17 protein-coding genes are annotated in these 18,713 nt (G+C 72.3%); 7 read left to right on the plus strand and 10 right to left on the minus strand.

The annotated features are described in order from the left end of the window. Window positions 1–21: 21 nt before the first annotated feature. Entirely contained in the window at window positions 22–1,359 is a 1,338-nt protein-coding gene (locus tag OG456_RS32775; RefSeq protein ID WP_266567351.1) for a nitric oxide synthase oxygenase, read from the plus strand. Window positions 1,360–1,563: 204 nt separating this feature from the next. Continuing rightward, entirely contained in the window at window positions 1,564–2,610 is a 1,047-nt protein-coding gene (locus tag OG456_RS32780; RefSeq protein ID WP_266569509.1) for a lactonase family protein, read from the plus strand. Window positions 2,611–2,696: 86 nt separating this feature from the next. On the opposite strand, the gene OG456_RS32785 is transcribed toward OG456_RS32780, so the two are convergent. The 5 genes from OG456_RS32785 to OG456_RS32805 all read right to left on the minus strand — a co-directional run bounded on the left by OG456_RS32785 (window position 2,697) and on the right by OG456_RS32805 (window position 7,441). Then, on the minus strand, window positions 2,697–3,647 hold the full coding sequence (locus OG456_RS32785) for a sirohydrochlorin chelatase (RefSeq protein ID WP_266567353.1): 951 nt from the start codon (window positions 3,645–3,647) through the stop codon (window positions 2,697–2,699). A gap of 132 nt (window positions 3,648–3,779) precedes the next feature. Then, window positions 3,780–4,751 carry an N-acetylglucosamine kinase gene (locus tag OG456_RS32790; RefSeq protein ID WP_266569510.1) on the minus strand — a complete coding sequence of 324 codons (972 nt, stop codon included), beginning with the start codon at window positions 4,749–4,751 and terminating at the stop codon, window positions 3,780–3,782. A gap of 80 nt (window positions 4,752–4,831) precedes the next feature. Then, the gene (locus OG456_RS32795) at window positions 4,832–5,509 is read right to left on the minus strand and encodes a uracil-DNA glycosylase (RefSeq protein ID WP_266567355.1); all 678 of its coding nucleotides are present in this window, start codon (window positions 5,507–5,509) and stop codon (window positions 4,832–4,834) included. A gap of 34 nt (window positions 5,510–5,543) precedes the next feature. Then, the gene (locus OG456_RS32800) at window positions 5,544–6,632 is read right to left on the minus strand and encodes a sialidase family protein (RefSeq protein ID WP_266567357.1); all 1,089 of its coding nucleotides are present in this window, start codon (window positions 6,630–6,632) and stop codon (window positions 5,544–5,546) included. A gap of 92 nt (window positions 6,633–6,724) precedes the next feature. Continuing rightward, window positions 6,725–7,441 carry an ABC transporter ATP-binding protein gene (locus OG456_RS32805; RefSeq protein WP_266567359.1) on the minus strand — a complete coding sequence of 239 codons (717 nt, stop codon included), beginning with the start codon at window positions 7,439–7,441 and terminating at the stop codon, window positions 6,725–6,727. 426 nt (window positions 7,442–7,867) lie between these two features. Between OG456_RS32805 and OG456_RS32810 the strand changes: the two genes are divergently transcribed. From OG456_RS32810 to OG456_RS32820, 3 genes are all read left to right on the plus strand, one after another. Then, window positions 7,868–9,049 (plus strand): ROK family transcriptional regulator, encoded by a 1,182-nt coding sequence (locus tag OG456_RS32810; protein ID WP_266567361.1) that lies wholly within the window; start codon window positions 7,868–7,870, stop codon window positions 9,047–9,049. Continuing rightward, a complete protein-coding gene (locus OG456_RS32815) occupies window positions 9,046–10,593 on the plus strand; it encodes a M81 family metallopeptidase (protein ID WP_266567363.1) in 1,548 nt (515 codons plus the stop codon). Before OG456_RS32810 ends, OG456_RS32815 begins: the two co-directional genes overlap by 4 nt. 136 nt (window positions 10,594–10,729) lie before the next feature. After that, on the plus strand, window positions 10,730–10,984 hold the full coding sequence (locus OG456_RS32820) for a type B 50S ribosomal protein L31 (protein ID WP_266567365.1): 255 nt from the start codon (window positions 10,730–10,732) through the stop codon (window positions 10,982–10,984). A 38-nt stretch (window positions 10,985–11,022) separates the two neighbouring features. On the opposite strand, the gene OG456_RS32825 is transcribed toward OG456_RS32820, so the two are convergent. After that, a complete protein-coding gene (locus OG456_RS32825; protein WP_266567367.1) occupies window positions 11,023–12,102 on the minus strand; it encodes an NADH:flavin oxidoreductase/NADH oxidase in 1,080 nt (359 codons plus the stop codon). 166 nt (window positions 12,103–12,268) lie between these two features. Here OG456_RS32825 and OG456_RS32830 point away from each other — a divergent pair, with 166 nt between their 5' ends. Then, the gene (locus OG456_RS32830; RefSeq protein WP_266567369.1) at window positions 12,269–12,658 is read left to right on the plus strand and encodes a helix-turn-helix transcriptional regulator; all 390 of its coding nucleotides are present in this window, start codon (window positions 12,269–12,271) and stop codon (window positions 12,656–12,658) included. Here the strand turns inward: OG456_RS32830 and OG456_RS32835 are convergent. From OG456_RS32835 to OG456_RS32845, 3 genes are all read right to left on the minus strand, one after another. Then, a complete protein-coding gene (locus OG456_RS32835) occupies window positions 12,614–13,975 on the minus strand; it encodes a nucleobase:cation symporter-2 family protein (RefSeq protein ID WP_266567371.1) in 1,362 nt (453 codons plus the stop codon). The two genes, OG456_RS32830 and OG456_RS32835, sit on opposite strands and share 45 nt — an antisense overlap. A gap of 158 nt (window positions 13,976–14,133) precedes the next feature. Further along, the gene (locus OG456_RS32840) at window positions 14,134–15,483 is read right to left on the minus strand and encodes an FAD-dependent oxidoreductase (RefSeq protein WP_266567372.1); all 1,350 of its coding nucleotides are present in this window, start codon (window positions 15,481–15,483) and stop codon (window positions 14,134–14,136) included. Window positions 15,484–15,579: 96 nt separating this feature from the next. Beyond that, complete coding sequence (locus OG456_RS32845; protein ID WP_266567374.1) at window positions 15,580–16,224, minus strand: DUF305 domain-containing protein; 645 nt, start codon at window positions 16,222–16,224, stop codon at window positions 15,580–15,582. A gap of 117 nt (window positions 16,225–16,341) precedes the next feature. Between OG456_RS32845 and OG456_RS32850 the strand changes: the two genes are divergently transcribed. Then, on the plus strand, window positions 16,342–17,844 hold the full coding sequence (locus tag OG456_RS32850) for an LVIVD repeat-containing protein (RefSeq protein ID WP_266567376.1): 1,503 nt from the start codon (window positions 16,342–16,344) through the stop codon (window positions 17,842–17,844). Here the strand turns inward: OG456_RS32850 and OG456_RS32855 are convergent. Further along, window positions 17,832–18,527: a TetR/AcrR family transcriptional regulator gene (locus tag OG456_RS32855; RefSeq protein ID WP_266567378.1), complete on the minus strand. Its 696-nt coding sequence runs from the start codon at window positions 18,525–18,527 to the stop codon at window positions 17,832–17,834. The two genes, OG456_RS32850 and OG456_RS32855, sit on opposite strands and share 13 nt — an antisense overlap. Window positions 18,528–18,713: the final 186 nt, after the last annotated feature.

Here is an 18,713-nt window from a genome sequence, read left to right on the forward strand (position 1 = left end):
GGGACCCCCTGGGAGTGCGCCATGCCCGATACACCACAGCGAACCGACGGTCCCGCCGGCTGGCTGGACCGAGCCGAGGCAAGAGACGGAGGCGCGGCCAAGGGTGGAGGTACGGCGCGGGACGGAGCCGTCGCCTGGGGCGGAGGCTTCCAGGAACGGCACGAACGCTGCCCGGAAGGCGCCGCCCGCCGTCGTTCCGCCGCCGGTATCGACCACCCCCGCAACCCCAACCCCCGTAACCCGGTTCCCCGCACCCCGGAACTCTGGCCCGTTGCCTCCGAATTCATCCGCGCCCACCACGCCGAGGAGCGGCTCGGCGACCCGGCCCCCCGCCTGGCGGAGGCATACGCCGAGATCGCGGGGACAGGAACGTACCGCCACACCGAGCGCGAGCTCACCTTCGGGGCCCGCGTCGCCTGGCGGAACGCCAACCGCTGCATCGGCCGGCTCTACTGGAACTCCCTGCACGTCCGTGACCGCCGCGACCTCACCGCCGCCGAGGACATCGCGGCCGCCTGCGCCGACCATCTGCGCGGGGCCTCCCAGGGCGGCCGGATCCGCCCCCTGATCACCGTCTTCGCACCCGACGCGCCGGACCGCCCCGGACCGCGCATCTGGAACGAACAGCTCATCCGGTACGCGGGGTACGTGCAGCGCGACGGCCGTGTCGTCGGCGACCCGCGCAACGAGGGCCTCACCGCGCTCGCCCGGCGCCTAGGCTGGCGCGGCGGCGACGGTACCCCCTTCGACGTACTGCCCCTGATCGTCCAGGGCACCGACGACAAGCCGCGCTGCTTCGATCTGCCGCCCGACGCGGTCCTCGAAGTCCCCATCGAGCACGAGGACCACGACTGGTGGGCCGGGCTGCGCCTGCGCTGGCACGCCGTGCCCGCCCTGTCCACGATGTGCCTGGAGATCGGCGGGATCTGCTACCAGGCCGCACCCTTCAACGGCTGGTACATGGGCACCGAGATAGGCGCTCGCAACCTCGCCGACACTGACCGCTACGACCTCCTGCCGCGTATCGCGGAACGTCTCGGCCTCGACACCACCAGCGACCGATCCCTGTGGAAGGACCGCGCCCTCGTCGAGCTGAACCGCGCCGTCCTGTACTCCTTCGACCGCGCCGGCGTCACCGTCACGGACCACCACACCGAGTCCCGGCGCTTCCTCACCCACGTCGACCGCGAGGAGCGCAAAGGCCGCACGGTCGGCGCCGACTGGTCCTGGATCGTGCCGCCGATCTCCGGCTCGGCCACCCCGGTCTTCCACCGCACGTACGACACCACGGCGCGCACGCCGGCGTACGTACAGCATCCCGAGGCACTCGCCAGGGCGTCCGGCGACTTCCTGCTCTAGGGACTTTCGTTCGGTTCAGCTGGGCCCGCGGGGCCTGGCACCAGGGGCCCCGTCGCGTCGCCGCTTTCCTCCGCCTTGCAGCTGCACGCGCCAGACCCCGCTCCCTCATCCAGCCTGCTCCGAACGAAGGGCCCAGGACCCCGCTGCTACCGTCGGCCGCACGAACGGCGAGCACCGGGCTCACCGTGCAGGTGGTGCGAGGGGATTCGCGTGGGCGACAGGCAGGGCGGACGGGCGTACATCGGATCCTTCACCGCAGCGGGAGGCTCCGGGATCCTCACCGCGTCCGTCCACATGGACAGCGGCTCACTCACCGTGCTCAGCGCCGTGGACACGCTTCCCGACCCCTCGTACCTCGCGCTCTCGCCCGCGCGCGACATCCTCTACGCGGTGAGCGAGACCGCCGAGGGGGCCGTCGCCGCGTTCCGTACCGGGGACGGCAAGCCCGAACTCGCCGGGCGCGGCGTGCTCGTCCGCGGCTCGGGCCCCACCCACCTCGCCCTGTACGACGGTCATGTGCTCACCGCCAACTACGGCTCCGGCAGCGTTACTTCGGTACGGCTGCGCGCCGACGGCACTCTCGACGGCGAGTCCGTCGACGTGCTGCGCCACGAGGGTTCGGGGACGCATCCCAGGCGCCAACAGGGCCCCCACACCCACCAGGTGATGCCGGACCCCAGCGGCCGCTGGGCCGTCAGCGTGGACCTGGGCACCGACTCGGTGCGGGTCTGCTCGATGCAGGGCGGGCGCCTTGAGGTGCACCGCGAGGTCGCGCTGCGGCCCGGCTCGGGACCGCGCCACCTCGCGTTCCACCCGCGCGGCGATCGCGCGTACATCCTGAACGAGCTCACGCCGACCGTCACCGTCTGCCACTGGGACGCGGACGGCGGCGCCCTGCAGCCGCTCGGCGAGACCTCCGTGCTGCCGGACGCGCCGCACGGCGACGCGTTCCCGTCCGAGGCCGTCGTATCGCCCGACGGGCGCTTCCTGTGGACCGCCACACGCGGCGCGAACGTCATCTCCGTCCTCGCCCTCGACGCCACCGGCGACCGGCCGACGCTGCGCGCCACCGTCTCCTGCGGCGGCGACTGGCCGCGCGGCCTGGCCCTGCACCCCTCGGGCCGCTTCCTGTACGCGGCGAACGAGCGGTCCGGCGACGTGACGTGGTTCTCCGTCGACCGCGAGACCGGCCTCCCGCGCCGCAGCGGCTCCATCGAGGCGCCCGCCGCGTCCTGCGTGATCTTCGGCTGAGACCGTTCCCGAGCGGGTACGGCGACGGGCCCGACCCCACCGGGGTTCGGGCCCGTCGCCGGGTGCCTGCGTACGGTCCGGGTCCGCTAGAGGACCGGCGCGCCCTGCGGCTGCTGCGGGGCGATGCCCAGCGCCGTCGTGTACTTCGACAGGGCCAGCTTGCCGATCGCCGGGTAGGCGCCCAGCGACTCGGCGGAGGCGCAGCCCGCCTCGTTCGCCGCCGCCTCGAGGAGGCTGGCGTCTATCTCCGGGCCGATCAGGTACGGGGCGAGCGCCAGCTGCTGCGAGCCGGATCCGCGCAGCTGCTCGGCGGTCGCCGCGATGGCGCCCTCCTCGTCGAGCGCGGCCGCCATGACCGGCACCGCGAGGCGCGCGGCCAGGAGCATGCCGGTGATCCCGGCCGCCTGGACGGCCTCGTCGCCGCCGACCGAGGCGAGGATGATGCCGTCTGCGGCGGTCGCCACCGTGAACAGCCGGGCGCGGTCGGCACGGGCCAGGCCCGCCTCCGACAGACGCACGTGCAGGCCCTCCGCGAGCAGCGGGTGCGGGCCGAGGACATCCGTCAGCTCGGCGGCCGTACGGCTGTCGATCACGGCCTGCCGGATGCGGCGCGTGAGCGCGCTGTCCGGGCCCGCGAGCAGGGGTACGACCACGGCGACCGGTCCGTCGGGCTCCGCGACGTCGGCGCCCGCGGCACGGGCCTGCTCGAAACGGGCAGTGCGCTCCTTCGCGGCGCGCGAGAGCACGGCCCGCAGGGAGGGGAACTCGGCGAACGCCGAGGCCTCGGCGGCCTCCGAGTCGTCACCGTCGAGGTATCCGATGCGGGCGTCGAGGCCCGGCAGCTCGGAGCGGGCGATGCTGACGACCTCTTCGGCGAGGCTGCGCGAGGCGTTGCTGGGTGCGCCGGGCACCGCGAGGACGAGTGCGGGTGCGCCCTCGGGAGCGGCCACGGGTTCCGGGCGGCGGTGCCGACCGGGCTGACGGGGTCGCGGCATTCGTACAGGCAGGCCGGATGCAGGCCCAGTGGGGGAGCTCATGCCGCCGCATGCTACTGGCTCACGGGTCTCCCTTGTTCGGGGAGGGGGCAGCTGAGCGGTATCCGTCCGTATTTATCCTTTCAGTTACGAATGGCTCAACTGTCCAGGTCAGAAGGGGCGCAAGGACCGCCGTCAGTGTTCGGCGGCCTCCGGGGGGACGTGGAGGAGGCGGCCGTCGCACGGCAGGCGCAGACCGTCGTCGGCGAGCGCGGCGGCGATCACCAGTGCACCGTGCAGGGGGTCGCCGGTCGCCGACACCGCGCCGGCGTGCGGGAGTTGCTCCGCGAGCTCGGCGCGGAGCGGGGCGAGCAGTGGCTCGCCCATCTTGAACAGGCCGCCGGTGAGGGCCACTTCACTGCCGTCACCCGCCGGGCACACCGCGGCCGCCGCCTCGGCGATATGTCCGGCCGCCGCGCGCAGGATGCCGGCGGCGACGGAGTCGTCGAGTGCGGCGCGGGCCACGTCGGGCGCGAAGGCGGCGAGGACGGCGGGACGGTCCGTGCGCGGGTAGATCCGGGCCGGCAGTCCGGCCGCCGGGCCGAACCGCTCCTCGGCGAGGGCGAGCAGCGCGGCGGAGCCCCCGCGGCGACCGTCGTACGCCCGCATCGCCGAGTCCAGGCCCGCCCGCCCGATCCACGCACCGCCACCGCAGTCGCCGAGGAGATGCCCCCAGCCGTCGGCCCGGTGCCAGGAGGTGAGGTCCGTGCCGAGCGCGATCATGCCCGTGCCCGCGGCGACGACCGCGCCGGGCCGCTGGCCGAGCGCGCCCGCGTAGGCGGTGACACCGTCCGCGGCCAACGCGAGCCGCCGTACGCCCAGTTCGGCCGCGAGGGCGCCCGGGAGTTCGGCCCGCAGTCCGTCGCCGAGCGTGGCCATGCCGGCCGCACCGACGGCGACCGTGCTCAGCCGCGGCACGCCGGGGCCGCGGTCGCCGACGCGGGCGAGCAGCTCCCGGGCCATCGGAAGCATCTGTTCGAGCAGATGCCCGGCGTCGATGCCCGCCGCACCGGTCCGGACGGGCTCGCGGGACAGCGTCGTCTCGGGACGTGTGAGATCCCCGGCCGAGGCGAGCGCCACGCGCAGACCGGAACCGCCGGAGTCCACGCCGAGGACCCACCCGGGGCGCGCGGGGTCGTCGTTCCCGCCGTGGCCCGGACCGGGCTCGGCAGCGGCGGGCTCGCGCGTCACGGCAGCCGCCAGTCCACCGGCTGCCCGCCCTGCTGCGTCAGGAGGTCGTTGGCCCGGCTGAACGGGCGCGAGCCGAAGAAACCGCGGTCGGCCGACATGGGGGAGGGGTGCGCGGACTCCACGGACGGCAGGTCGCCGAGGAGGGGCCGCAGATTGCGGGCATCGCGGCCCCACAGGACGGACACGAGCGGACGGCCGCGCGCGGCCAGCGCCCTGATCGCCTGCTCGGTCACCTCTTCCCAGCCCTTGCCGCGGTGTGCGGCGGGGCTGCGGGGGGCCGTGGTGAGTGCCCTGTTCAGCAGGAGTACGCCTTGCCGCGTCCAGGGCGTCAGGTCACCGTTCGACGGCTGGGGCAGGCCCAGGTCCGTGTTCAGCTCGCGGTAGATGTTGATGAGGCTGCCGGGCAGTGGCCGCACCTCGGGCGCGACCGAGAACGAGAGCCCGACGGCATGGCCCGGCGTGGGATAGGGGTCCTGGCCGACGATCAGGACCCGCACCTCGTCGAACGGCTGCTGGAACGCGCGCAGCACGTTCGCCCCGGCCGGGAGGTAGGTGCGTCCCGCGGCGATCTCCGCGCGCAGGAACTCACCCATGGCGGTGATCTGTCCCGCGACGGGTTCGAGGGCCTTGGCCCAGCCGGCTTCTACGATTTCGTGCAAGGGTCGTGGTGCCACGGGCGTCACCCTACTGCCGTGACGGACGGGCCGATCAACCGACCACGGCCGCTCGCACACACAGCACGTCCGGCAGATGGGAGGCCAACTGCCGCCAGCTGTCCCCGTCGTCGGCCGACGCGTACACCTCGCCGTTGCGATTGCCGAAGTAGACGCCCGCCGGGTCGGAGTCGTCCGTGCACATCGCGTCGCGCAGCACCGTCCCGTAGTGATCGCCCTGCGGGAGACCCGCCGTCAGCGGCTCCCAGCTCCTGCCCGCGTCCTCCGTACGGAAGACGCGGCAGTGCCGCTCCGCGGGCACGCGGTCCGAGTCGGCGTTGATCGGGAACACGTACGCCGTGTCCCCGCGGTGCGGATGCGCGGCGGCGGCGAAGCCGAACGTCGAGGGGAGGCCCGCCCCGATGTCGTTCCACCGCGTACCGCCGTCGTCGCTGCGGTACACGCCCCAGTGGTTCTGGAGGTAGAGGCGGTCCGGGTCGGCCGCGTCCTGCGTGACTTTGTGGACGCACTGGCCGAACTCGGGGTTCGGATCCGGCAGGAAGACCGCCGAGACCCCGGAGTTGGCGGGGTCCCAGCTCTGTCCGCCGTCCCGCGTGCGGAACACCCCGGCCGTGGATACCGCGACCGTCACCGCGCGCGCGTCACGCGGATCGGTGACCACCGTGTGCAGGCCCTCGCCACCGCCGCCGGGGACCCACTTCGACCGCGTCGGGTGCTCCCACAGCGGACGCACCAGGTCGAACGTCTCGCCCCGGTCCTCCGAGCGGTAGAGCGCCGCGGGCTCGGTGCCCGCGTACACCACGTCCCGCTCGGCGGCGGCCGGGTGCAGCTGCCACACGCGCTCCAGCGAGGCCCCCGTGTCCTTGGGGAACTTGACGGCGGGGCGTGACGGCTCCGTCCACGTACGGCCCAGGTCGTCGGAGTGGAAGACCGACGGGCCGAAGTGCGCACTGTCACCGCCCGCCAGGAGCCGCGGGACATCGCCCCGCGTGTCGATCGCCACCGAATACACGGCCTGGGAGTTGAAGTACGGGCCTTCGTCGAACTCCCACGCGCCGCCGCCCCGCCTGCGGCCGATGAAAAGCCCTTTGCGCGTGCCAACCGTCAGTAGCACTTCAGTCATGCCGGACACCTCCGAGGACGCCTTTGTCTCAGGTACGGCACAGTCTGCACCTGACCACTGACAGTCACCCCCAGTGGCGGCATCGCCGCAGGTCACACCGGCTGGGCGGCCACTTCCTCCGGCACCGGCAGCGGAAAGTGACAGGCCTCCTGGTGGCCGGCCCCGCGCGGCGCCGCGACCGGCGGCTCGACCTCGGCGCAGACGTCCTGCGCGAGTGGGCAGCGGGTGCGGAACCGGCACCCCGACGGCGGCTTCGCCGCGGACGGCGTCTCGCCCGCCAGCGGAGACCCGGAACCGGCCGTGGCCGACGGGTCGGGCACGTTGACCGTGTCGAGCAGTCCCTGCGTGTACGGATGCAGCGGACGCGCGTACACCTCCTCCGCGGGACCGGTCTCGACGAGTTTGCCGAGGTACATCACGCCCACGGTGTCGGCGAGGTAGCGCACCACCGCGAGGTCGTGCGAGATGAACAGATACGTCAGGCCGCGCTCACGCTGGAGCTCCCGCATCAGGTTGAGGATCTGCGCCTGCACGGACACGTCGAGCGCCGACACCGGCTCGTCCGCGACCACCAGATCGGGGGACAGCGTCAACGCCCGTGCCAGGCCGAGGCGTTGGCGCTGGCCGCCGGAGAACTCGTGCGGATAGCGGTGCACTGCGCCCCGCGGCAGCCCCACGGCGTCCAGGAGTGTGCCGATCTGCGCCTCCTGCTCGGCGCGGCTGCCGACGCCCTGGATGCCGAGGGGTTCGCGCAGGATCTCGCCGACCCGCATCCGCGGGTCCATGGCGGCGGTCGAGTCCTGGAACATGAGCTGGATGTCGGCGGCGGTGCGCCCGGTGCCCGGCCCGCGTGAGGCCCGCGAGGTCCTCGCCGCCGAAGCGCACCGATCCGGCCGTCGGGTCCTCCAGGCCCGCGACGATCCGGCCGAGCGTCGTCTTGCCGCAGCCGGACTCGCCGACGACGCCGAGGGAGGGCCTCCAAGGGGACGGGGGACGGCCCCGTACCTGAGTGCGACGGGGCGGCGCCCGAACGCTGGGCCGGTCGGCGAAAACAAGTCAATAGCTTCATTCGGCAAACAGTTCTTCGTTCCGAAGGTATGGCCATCTTGGTTCGGCTCGGTCTTAGGGTTCGATCATTCATCGAAGAAACACATCGAACCAAGACGCCGAACGAGCTCATCGAACCCCACGCGCTGAACCAAGCAACCAAGCAACCGAGCAATCAAGAGGGCGGTATGTCCGACACATCGCAGGGCGAACCGGGGTCGGCGCAGCACATCCTGCACCTGGTCTCCTCGGGCGCCGCCACCTCCCGGGCCGACCTCGTACGGGAGCTGGGTCTCGCCCCCTCCACCGTCTCGCTGCGCGTGCAGGAACTCGTGGCGGCCGGCGTGCTCACCGAGTCCGGTGAGGGCGCCTCGCGCGGCGGGCGGCGCCCCCGTCTGCTGCGCGTGCGGGCCCAGGGCGGTGTCGCGCTCGCCGCCGACCTCGGCAGCCATCACGCGCGCCTCGGAGTGGTCGGCCTCGACGGGACCGTCCTCGACGCCGTCGACCTGCCGCACGACATCACCGTGGGGCCGGAGTCGGCCGTCGACTGGCTCTGCGGCCAGGTCACCGAACTCGCCGCACGGCAGCGGGAGGCGGGCCGCACCGTGCGCGCGCTCGGCGTCGGATTCCCCGGCCCGGTCAAGCCCGGCGAGGGCCGCATCCTGAGCCCGTCCCGCATGCCCGGCTGGCACCGCTATCCGCTGCGCGACGTCCTGGCCGAACGCCTCGGCCTGCCCGTCACCGTGGAGAACGACGCCACGATGATGGCCGTCGGCGAGCACCGCGCCGCCCGCCCCGACCTCGACCACATGGTGGTCGTGAAGGCGGGCCGCGGCATCGGCAGCGGCATCATCTCCGCGGGCCGCCCGCACGACGGAGCCAACGGCTGCGCCGGCGACATCAGCCACGTACGCGTGGAGGCCGCGCAGGACCGGCCGTGCAGCTGCGGCAACATCGGCTGCCTGGAGACGGTCGCCAGCGGTGCCGCGCTGATGCGCGAACTCGCCGGGCAGGGCGTCGAGGTGGCCTCCACCACCGAGCTCCTCCAGCTCGTCGCCGACGGCGACCCGCAGGCCACCACCCTGGTCCGCACCGCCGGCCGGCACATCGGCACGGTCCTGTCCGTCGTCGTGAACTTCTTCAATCCACAGGCCGTGGCCCTCGGCGGCGCACTCGCCGCCGCCGAACCGCTGGTCGCCGCCGTCCGCGGAGTCCTGTACGAGCGCTGCCCGCCGCTCGCGACCGCGGACCTGGAGATCACCACGACGGTCACGGGCCCCGACGCGGGACTGCTCGGCGCGGGCCTCACCGCCCTGCGCCACAACCTCCCCACCGCACCCGTCCCCCAGGAAGAGAGCGCCTCAGCATGACGAGCACGGCCCCCGCACGCCGCCTGCGCATCGGCATCGGCGGCATCGGCATCGAGTCCTCCACGTTCTGCCCGCACCGCTCCACCACGGACGATTTCCGGCAGACCCGCGGCCAGGACCTCCTCGACCGCTACACCTGGACCCGGCCCGACTCCGATCTCGCCGACGTGGTCGAGTGGGTGCCGCTGCTGCACGCGACCTCGCTGCCCGGCGGACCGGTCGAGGCGGAGTCGTACCTGGTCCTCAAGGACGAACTCGTCACCCGCATACGCGAGGCGGGCCCCCTGGACGGCATGGTCTACGACATCCACGGCGCCATGAGCGTCATCGGCCTCACCGACGCCGAGGGCGACCTGACGGACGCGGTCCGCGCCGCCCTCGACGCGCACGGCACCCGCCCGCTCCTGTCCGCCGCGATGGACCTGCACGGCAATGTCTCGCGCCGCTTCGCAGGCCCCTGCGATCTGCTGACGGCCCACCGCCTCGCCCCGCACGAGGACGCCTGGGACACCCGCGAGCGCGCCGCCCGCAACCTCGTACGCTGCCTGCGCGACGGCACGCGCCCGCACCGCGCCTGGGTCCAGGTCCCCGTCCTGCTGCCCGGCGAGAAGACCAGCACTCGTCTCGAACCCGCCAAGTCCCTCTACGCCTCGCTCGCCGACATCGAGCGGAAGGACGGCATCCTCGACGCGGCGATGTGGGTCGGCTACGCCTGGGCCGACGAGCCGCGCTGCAAAGCCGCCATCGTCGTCACCGGCGACGACGCCCAACTCGCCGCCGCGGAGGCCGAGAAGCTCGCCCGGCGCTACTGGGACGCCCGCAGGGACTTCGTCTTCGTCGGTCCGACCGGCAGCGCCCAGGAGTGCATCGAGAAGGCGGTCGCCTCCGACAAGCGCCCCTTCCTCATCAGTGACTCCGGCGACAACCCGACCGCGGGCGGCGCCGGTGACCTCGCGTACATGCTGGGCGAGCTCCTCGCCAACGACGCCATCCGCACCGGCCGGGTCACGGCCGTGCACCCCGGCATCACCGACCCGGTCGCCGTGGCCCGCTGCTTCGAGGCGGGAGTGGGCGCCGAGGTCACCCTCGGCGTCGGCGGCAAGGTCGACGCCGGCCACGGCGGACCGTACGAACTCACCGGCACCGTCACGGCGTTGCAGCGCGCCACCGAGCAGAAGGACCGGGCCGAGGGCGGCGCGTACGACCGCGGCGTCGACATGGCGGCCGTGCGCGTCGGCGGACTCACCGTCGTCCTCGTGGAGCGCCGCAAACCGTTCCACACGCTCGCCGACTTCACGGGCCCCGCGGAGGGCGGCCTCGGCGTCGACCCGCGCACGTACGACCTGGTCGTCGTCAAGATCGGCTATCTGGAGCCCGAACTCCACGACCTGGCCGCCGACTGGCTGCTCGCCCTCACCCCGGGCGGCGTCGACCAGGACCTCCTGCGCCTGGGCCACCACCGGGTCGAGCGGCCGCTGTACCCGTTCGACGACGACGCGTACGCGGACGGGCCGGGCCCCGACCTCACGGCCACGCTCCTGTAGGCGCGCTTCCGCCGGCGCGCCTGTGCGAACCGGCAGCGGACGGAGTCGCGGAGCGGACGCTTCCGGGTGAGGCTGGAGAGGCCCGTACCGGCCGTGGACGAGCCGGTGCGCTGAACCGCGCGCTGAAGGAGACACTATGCAGCAGGACAAACAGCCCGCCTACGGCCCTGTGGTGTTCCGTGACCGGTCGGCGGGCTATGCCTTTCTGACCCGCTCGACGGCCGCCAGCGACGAGACGATCGAGTGGGACGACGGCGAGACCTACCCCGTCGTCGACGTCGAGATCTCCTCCGAGTCGCACCCCTTCTACACGGGCAAGGCGCGGGTGGTCGACGCCGAGGGGCAGGTCGCCAAGTTCGAGAAGCGGTACGGCGAGCAGGACAAGGGCTGAGCGCCCCTGCGCCCGACTGACCGCCGTACCGCTGGGGCTCAGACCGAGCGGTGGTACTGGTCCGGCACGTGCACGTCCCCGCCGAGCTCGCGCGCCGCCGAGCGCGCCCACGACGGGCTGCGCAGGAGCTCACGGCCGAGCAGGACGGCGTCGGCCTCGCCGTTGGCGAGGATCTTCTCGGCCTGCTCCACGTCGGTGATGAGGCCGACGGCGGCCACGGCCAGCTCCGTCTCGGCCTTCACGCGCGCGGCGAAGGGGACCTGGTAGCCGGGGCCGACCGGGATGCGCACGCCGGACGCGTTGCCGCCGGTCGAGACGTCGAGCAGATCGACGCCGTGCTCCTTGAGCAGGGTCGCGAGGCGCACGGTCTCCTCGGGCGTCCAGCCGTTCTCCTCCAGCCAGTCGGTGGCGGAGATACGGAAGAAGAGCGGCTTGTCGTCGGGCCACACGGCGCGGACCGCGTCGACGACCTCGAGGGCGAAGCGCACCCGGTTGTCGAAGGGGCCGCCGTACTCGTCCGTGCGGACGTTGGAGTGCGGCGAGAGGAACTGGCCGATCAGGTAGCCGTGCGCGCCGTGGATCTCGGCGACCTCGAAGCCCGCGTCCAGGGCGCGGCGGGCGCCGTCGGCGAACTGGGCGACGATCTCGCGGATCCGCTCCACGGTGAGCTCGGCCGGGGCGGGGTGCTTGTCGTCGAAGGCGAGCGGGCTCGGCGCGACCGAGTCCCAGCCGTGCGCGTCGGCTCCGACGGGGCCGCCGCCCTTCCAGGGGCGGTCGGTCGACGCCTTGCGGCCCGCGTGCCCGAGCTGGATGCCCGGGACGGTGCCGTGCGCCTTGAGGAAGGCGGTGATCCGGCGGAACGCCTCGACCTGCGTGTCGTTCCAGATCCCGAGGTCGTACGGGCTGATGCGGCCCTCGGGGCTGACACCGGTGGCCTCGACGATGATGAGGCCCGTCCCGCCGGCGGCGCGGGCCGCGTAGTGCGCGAAGTGCCAGTCGTTCGGGGCGCCGGTGTCCGGGCCCTCGGGGGCGGCGCTGTACTGACACATCGGCGGCATCCAGACCCGGTTGGGGATGGTCAGCGACCGAAGGGTGTAGGGCTCGAACAGCGCGCTCACGGCAGACTCCTATACGTTCACGACGGGCGTGGCGGGTCCTCGTACGATAGGCATCGTAGTACGGCGCCTGTCAAACTACGACGGGTCTCGTACAATGGGCCTGACGCAACAGCAACGCACCCGACCACCCCCATCCGCACACCGGGCCGAACGAAGTGGAGCCGCCGTGACGACCGCCGCACCGAGCAGCAGGGCGCTTGCTCACCCCACGCGTGACGAGATCCGCCTGGAGTCGGTGCTGCACGCGCTCGCCGACCCGATGCGCCTGCGGGTGGTGCGGGAGCTGGCGGAGGAGGGCGAGAACAGCGAGCTCTCCTGTTCCCACTTCGTCCTCCCGGTCACGAAGTCGACCACCACGCACCACTTCCGCGTCCTGCGCGAGAGCGGCGTGATCCGGCAGATCTACCGGGGCACCGCCAAGATGAGCGTGCTGCGCCGCGCCGACCTCGACGTACTCTTCCCCGGCCTTCTCGACAGCGTCCTCGCGGCGGCCGCCCGGCAGGACGACCGGCTAGGCGACGGGGGATCCGAGGGTGCCGGCGGCCTCGGGGGCTGAACGCCCGCTTCCCGGAAGGTGGTTGAACAGCAGGTTGAGTGTGATCGCCGTGATGCAGCCCGCGCTGATCCCGCTGTCCATGACCGTCTGGAACCAGTCGGGGAACTTGGCGTAGATCCCGGGCACGCCCACCGGAAGCACCCCGATCGCCACCGACACGGCGACGACGGTCAGGTTGTGGTTGCCGGCGAAGTCGACCCGGGCCAGCGTCCGCACGCCGCTCGCCGCGACCGTACCGAACATGACCAGGCCCGCACCGCCGAGCACCGGCGCCGGGATCGCGGCGACGACCGCGCCCAGCTTGGGCAGCAGGCCGAGCAGCACCAGAATCCCGCCCGCCGTGGCGACGACCCAGCGGCTGCGCACCCGTGTCATGCCCACAAGCCCGACGTTCTGCGCGAAGGCGGTGTACGGGAACGTGTTGAACACGCCGCCGAGGACCGTGGAGAGGCCGTCCGCGCGCAGGCCGTCCGCCAGTGAGCGCGGCTGGACGGGCCGCCCCGTCATCTCGCCCACCGCGATGAAGTCCCCCGTGGTCTCGGTCATCGTCACCAGGGCCACGATCAGCATCGACACGATCGCCGCGCCGTGGAGCGTCGGCGTACCGAAGTGGAACGGCGTGCTGATCCCCACCCAGTGCGCGTCACCGACACCGCCGAAGTCCGTGAAACCGGTGGGCACGGCGACGGCCGTGCCGACGACGATGCCGGCGAGCACGGCGACGCGGCTCAGGAACGGCGGCGCGAAGCGCTGCACCGCGAGGACCATCACGAGGACGAACGCCGCCAGCGCGACGTTCTTCGGGGCGCCGAAGTCCTTCGAACCCGCGCCGCCCGCAACCCAGTTGCCCGCCACCGGCAGCAGCGAGACGCCGATGATCAGGATGACCGTGCCGGTGACCAGCGGCGGGAAGAAGCGCAGCAGCCTGCCGAAGACCGACGCGAGCAGCATCATCGCGAGCCCGGCGACGATCACCGCCCCGTAGATCGCGGGCAGCCCGCCGCCCGTCGTGCCGATGATCACCATCGGCGAGACGGCGGCGAACGTACAGCCCTGGACGATCGGCAGCCGCACGCCGAACCGCCACACCCCGACGCACTGGATCAGCGTCGCGATGCCGCACACCAGCAGATCCGCGGTGATGAGATACGCGAGGTCGGCGGGCGACAGCTTCATCGCGCCGCCCACGATCAGCGGCACGGCCACCGCGCCCGCGTACATGGCGAGCACGTGCTGAAGGCCGAACGCGGCCAGCTGCCGCACGGGCAGCACCTCGTCGACGGGGTGGACGGACGGTGGGACAGCCGGATCTGCCATGGGCACTCCAAGGGGATGTCGGAACGCGAACGTGGGTGCGGGGTGTGGACAGCACGAGACCGTAGGGGGCTTAAACGATTTGTTGATTTCGCGTCTGTTGCCGGAATGTGTCGTGCTTCCCGGGCGCCCCCGCGTCAGCGCGTATCGCCGCTCAGGCGCTACGTCGTCCCGTCGCGGGCCGCCGCCAGCAGGCCCGCCCAGTCCGGGATCTTCACCGGGCCGCGCCCCAGAGAGCGGCCCAGCTCCGCCTCCGCGCGCTCGATCGCGAGCCACCCGGGCCACTCGACGGCCGCGCAGCCCGCCGCGCGGAGCCCGCGGAGCGCGTCACCAGGAACGTCCCGGGCGGTCAGCGCGGCGGCGTCGTCGAGCAGTGACTGCGCGGTCTCCTTGGCGCACGGGCGGTTGGTGCCGATCACGCCCGTCGGGCCGCGCTTGATCCAGCCCGCGACGTACTCGCCGGGCGAGACCTCACCCGCCCGTAGGACGCGCCCCTCGCGATGCGGCACGGTTGCGGTGGCCTCGTCGAACGGCAGCCCGTCCAGGGGTACTCCGCGGTATCCCACCGACCGCAGGACGAGCTGCGCGTCGATGTCGTCGAACCGGACGGTGCCGCTCACGCCTCCCGAGCCGTCCGGCGCGGTGTGCTCGAACCGCACGCCCGACACCCGGCCCGCTGCCCCCTCCAGGAGCGCCGCCGGCCGCTGGAAGAAACGCAGATGGATGCGACGGGGGAGACTCGGCGACGGGCGCTCGGCCCAGCCGCGCAGCACCTCGACGTTCCGCCGGTTCGCCGCAGGCAGCCCCGACGGGTCGGTATAAGCGGGATCGAGCGCCAGCTCGGCCGGATCCACGACCACTTCGACCCCGGGAAGCGTGCCGAGCTCACGCAGCTCCTTGGTCGTGAAGCGTGCCTGCGAAGGGCCGCGCCGCCCCACCATGTACACGTCCCGCACCCGGCTGTCGGCCAGTGCGCCGAGCGCCGCCTGCGGCATGTCGGTGGGCGCCAGCTCGGCCGCGCCGCGGGCCAGGATCCGGGTGACGTCCACGGCGACGTTGCCCACGCCGATGACGACGGCCGACTCCACGCCCCGCACGAACCCCTCGGCCACCGCGTCCGGATGCGCGCTGTACCAGGAGACGAAATCGGTCGCCGACCAGCTGCCCAACAGATCCTCGCCCGGTACGCCCAGATGGCGGTCGGTGGCGGCGCCCACGCAGTACACGACCGCGTGGTACATCTCCAGGAGCCGGTCGGGCGGCAGGCCGGGGCCGATCTCGACACCGCCGACGAAGCGGACGCGCTCGTGCTCCAGGACCGTACGCAGATTGTTCTGCAGCGACTTGATCTTCTCGTGGTCCGGTGCCACGCCGTAGCGCACCAGGCCGTACGGGCAGGGGAGCCGGTCGAGGACGTCCACGTGGACGTCCGGCACCCGCTCCTGCTGGACCAGGCTCTGCGCGGTGTACACCCCGCTCGGCCCCGATCCCACAACGGCGACGCGCAGCACGGCGGACTCCTTCCGCAGGCCCGACGGACTTCCAGCATGACACCGAGGGGGCCGGGCCGGGAGGGTGTGACGCGCACGGAGCTCACGCGTCGGGCATCACGACATCTTCCGCATGCGCCCGATCTCGGCCGTCTGCTGCGCGATCACGTCGTTCGCCATCTCCTCGATCTGGACGTTGTTCCCCTCGGACAGCACGTCTGTCGCCATGGTGACCGCCCCGGTGTGATGCGTGATCATCAGCTTCAGGAAGAGCTCGTCGAAGGCCGCGCCGTGCGCCGCGCGCAATGTCTTCAGCTGTGCCTCGGTCGCCATCCCCGGCATCGCCTCGTGCCCGTGGTGCCCGCCGCTCTCGCGTTCTCTGCCGTGGGAGTTGAGCCAGCCCTCCATGGCCCCGACCTCCGGGCCCTGTGCCGCGGCGATGCGCTCCGCGAGGCGCTTGACCTGGCCCGACTCGGCTCGCTTCGGGGCGAGTTCGGTCATCTGGAGGGCCTGTGTGTGATGCGCGATCATCATCTGCGCGTAGCTGAAGTCGGCCGAGTTGGGGCTGTCGTCCGGCTTGCGCTTCTGCGCGTCCTCGGCCGACAGCGTCTCGGCGCCCTCGCCCGGCTTGCCCGGCGCGATCACCGAAGGACCGGGGTGCGCGCGGGAGTTGGCGTCAGCGCCCCCGCCGTCCGACGCCGTGTCACAGCCGCCGAGTACGAGCGCGGCGACCGCGGCCGTCAACGGCAGAACAACTTTCATGACGAGTACGTTGCCATCTGTTGATCTGTGCATGAGGAAGACGATACTCGTGGGGGTCCGTGCTCCGCTCCCGCATGAACGGGGGAAGCGGGGAAGTCATCGACGAGGGAGACAGCAGTGACCCTGTTGAACGAGTCCCGAACGCGCCGCAGACGCCTGGGAGTTGCCGCGACCGCGGCCGGGCTGCTGGCCGCGCTGCTCATGGCCGCTCCGGCGGCGGCGACCCCCGACCCGGGCGACGCCCCGGCCAAGGCCGAGCGGCTCTCGAAGAGCGTGGCGGCCGACACCCGGGCGGCGATCGCGAACGGCGACATACCCGCCCAGGACGAGGTCGTCCACTCCGACAACATCGAACATCTCGCCAACATCCCCAAGGACGTCCTGCCCGGCATCAACTCGGACCTCGCGTTCCAGGGCAAGTACGCCTTCGCGGGGAACTACGACGGCTTCCGCATCTTCGACATCAGCAACCCGAAGGCGCCGAAGACCGTCGCGCAGGTCCTGTGCCCCGGATCGCAGAACGACATCTCCGTCTCCGGCGACCTGCTCTTCCTGTCGACCGACTCGTCGCGCAGCGACAACTCCTGTGCCAGCACCACGCAGCCCGCCACGGAGAAGTCCTCCTGGGAGGGCATGAAGGTCTTCGACATCAGCGACAAGAAGAACCCGAAGTACGTCGCAGCCGTCGAGACCGCCTGCGGCTCGCACACGCACACGCTGGTCCCGGAGAAGAAGAACGTCTACGTGTACGTCTCGTCGTACTCGCCGAACGCGACGTTCCCGGACTGCCAGCCGCCGCACGACGGGATCTCGATCATCAAGGTGCCGCGCAAGGCACCCGAGAAGGCGGCGATGGTCAACTTCCCCGTCCTGTTCCCCGGTGAGGGACCCGACGGCGGCGGCAACCCCGGCGGGCCCACCAACCCGGGCGTCTCCAAGACCACCGGCTGCCACGACATCACGGTCCTGCCCTCCAAGGACCTGGCCGCCGGAGCCTGCATGGGCGACGGCATCCTGTTCTCCATCAAGGATCCCGAGAACCCCAAGGTCATCGACCAGGTCGAGGACAACACCAACTTCGCGTTCTGGCACTCGGCGACGTTCAACCAGAAGGCCGACAAGGTCGTCTTCACGGACGAGCTGGGCGGCGGCGGGGCGGCCACCTGCAACGAGGCCGTCGGGCCGGACCGCGGCGCCGACGGCATCTACGCCATCGTCGGCAAGGGCGACCACCGCAAGCTGGTCTTCAAGAACTACTTCAAGATCCCCCGCCACCAGGCGGACACCGAGAACTGCGTGGCCCACAACGGCTCGCTGATCCCCGTCAAGGGCAAGGACATCATGGTCCAGGCCTGGTACCAGGGCGGCGTCTCGGTCTGGGACTTCACCGACTCCTCGAAGCCCAAGGAGATCGGCTACTTCGAGCGCGGTCCGCTCACCACGGACACCCTCCAGGTGGGCGGTGCCTGGTCCGCGTACTACTACAACGGCTACATCTACTCGAACGACATCGCCAAGGGCTTCGACGTCCTGAAGCTCAGCGACCGGCGCACCGACCCGGCCGAGCGAGTCCGCACGGGCGAGCTGAACGTCCAGACGCAGCCGGACTACTTCGACTGAGAGCCGCTGGACCGGGACCCGGGACCTCCGGGCTCGAAGTACTGGGAGAAGTCCGGGGCACTCCCCGGGCTTCTCCCGCCGGGCGCCGCGTCTGCCGGCGGGGTTCCGAGCTCCCACGCGAGCCCGTACCGGGCGAACAGCTCCGCCCGTAGGGTCGGCAACGCCATCGGCGCCCCCGGGACCAGCGCCGCGAACACCGCCCCCATCAGCTGGGAGCGCAGCAGCGGATAGTCGCGTTCGACGCTGAGCGAGCCGTTCCGCAGGACGGTGTCGCGCAGCAGCTCGGCGAGCCGCTGCTGCTCGGGGCACTGCACGAAGCCCTCGGCCTGGAGGATCCCCGCCATGTGCGTCCGCATGAGGACGGGGTGGTCGACGGCCAGGCCAAGGATCGCGTCGACGGCCCGCGCCAGCCGCTCCGGCCCGTCCTCGGTGTGCGGCTCGCGCTCCAGCGCCGCTTCGAGCGTCCGGTGCATCAGCCGGTGCACCGCGGACTGGAGCAGCTGCCGCTTGCCGGGGAAGTAGTACGACACCAGGCCCCGCGCGGAACCGGCACGGTCCGCGATGTCGCCGAGCGTCGTCGCGTCGTACCCGCGCTCCCCGACGAGCTCGACCGTCGCCTGCAGAAGCCGCTCGCGGGATCGCCGTCGCAACTCCTCGTTGACCGATGCGCTGCGCGGGGACATCCTGTAACTCCTGCGTTGACTGGCTTGTAGCCAGTATACTCGGAGCGTCCCTGGCAGAGGGCCCCTTTGCGGAACCCCCGGCCAGGGCTCCTGGGCGTATCCGGCGACGCGGGGGATCGTCGGATACGCCCGGTCCTGCCGGGCGGGTGTCCGGACGGCGTCGGTGCCGTCCGGACACCCGCCCGG

The sequence above is a fragment of the Streptomyces sp. NBC_01446 genome (genome assembly GCF_026340095.1).
Lineage (GTDB): Bacteria > Actinomycetota > Actinomycetes > Streptomycetales > Streptomycetaceae > Streptomyces > Streptomyces aureus.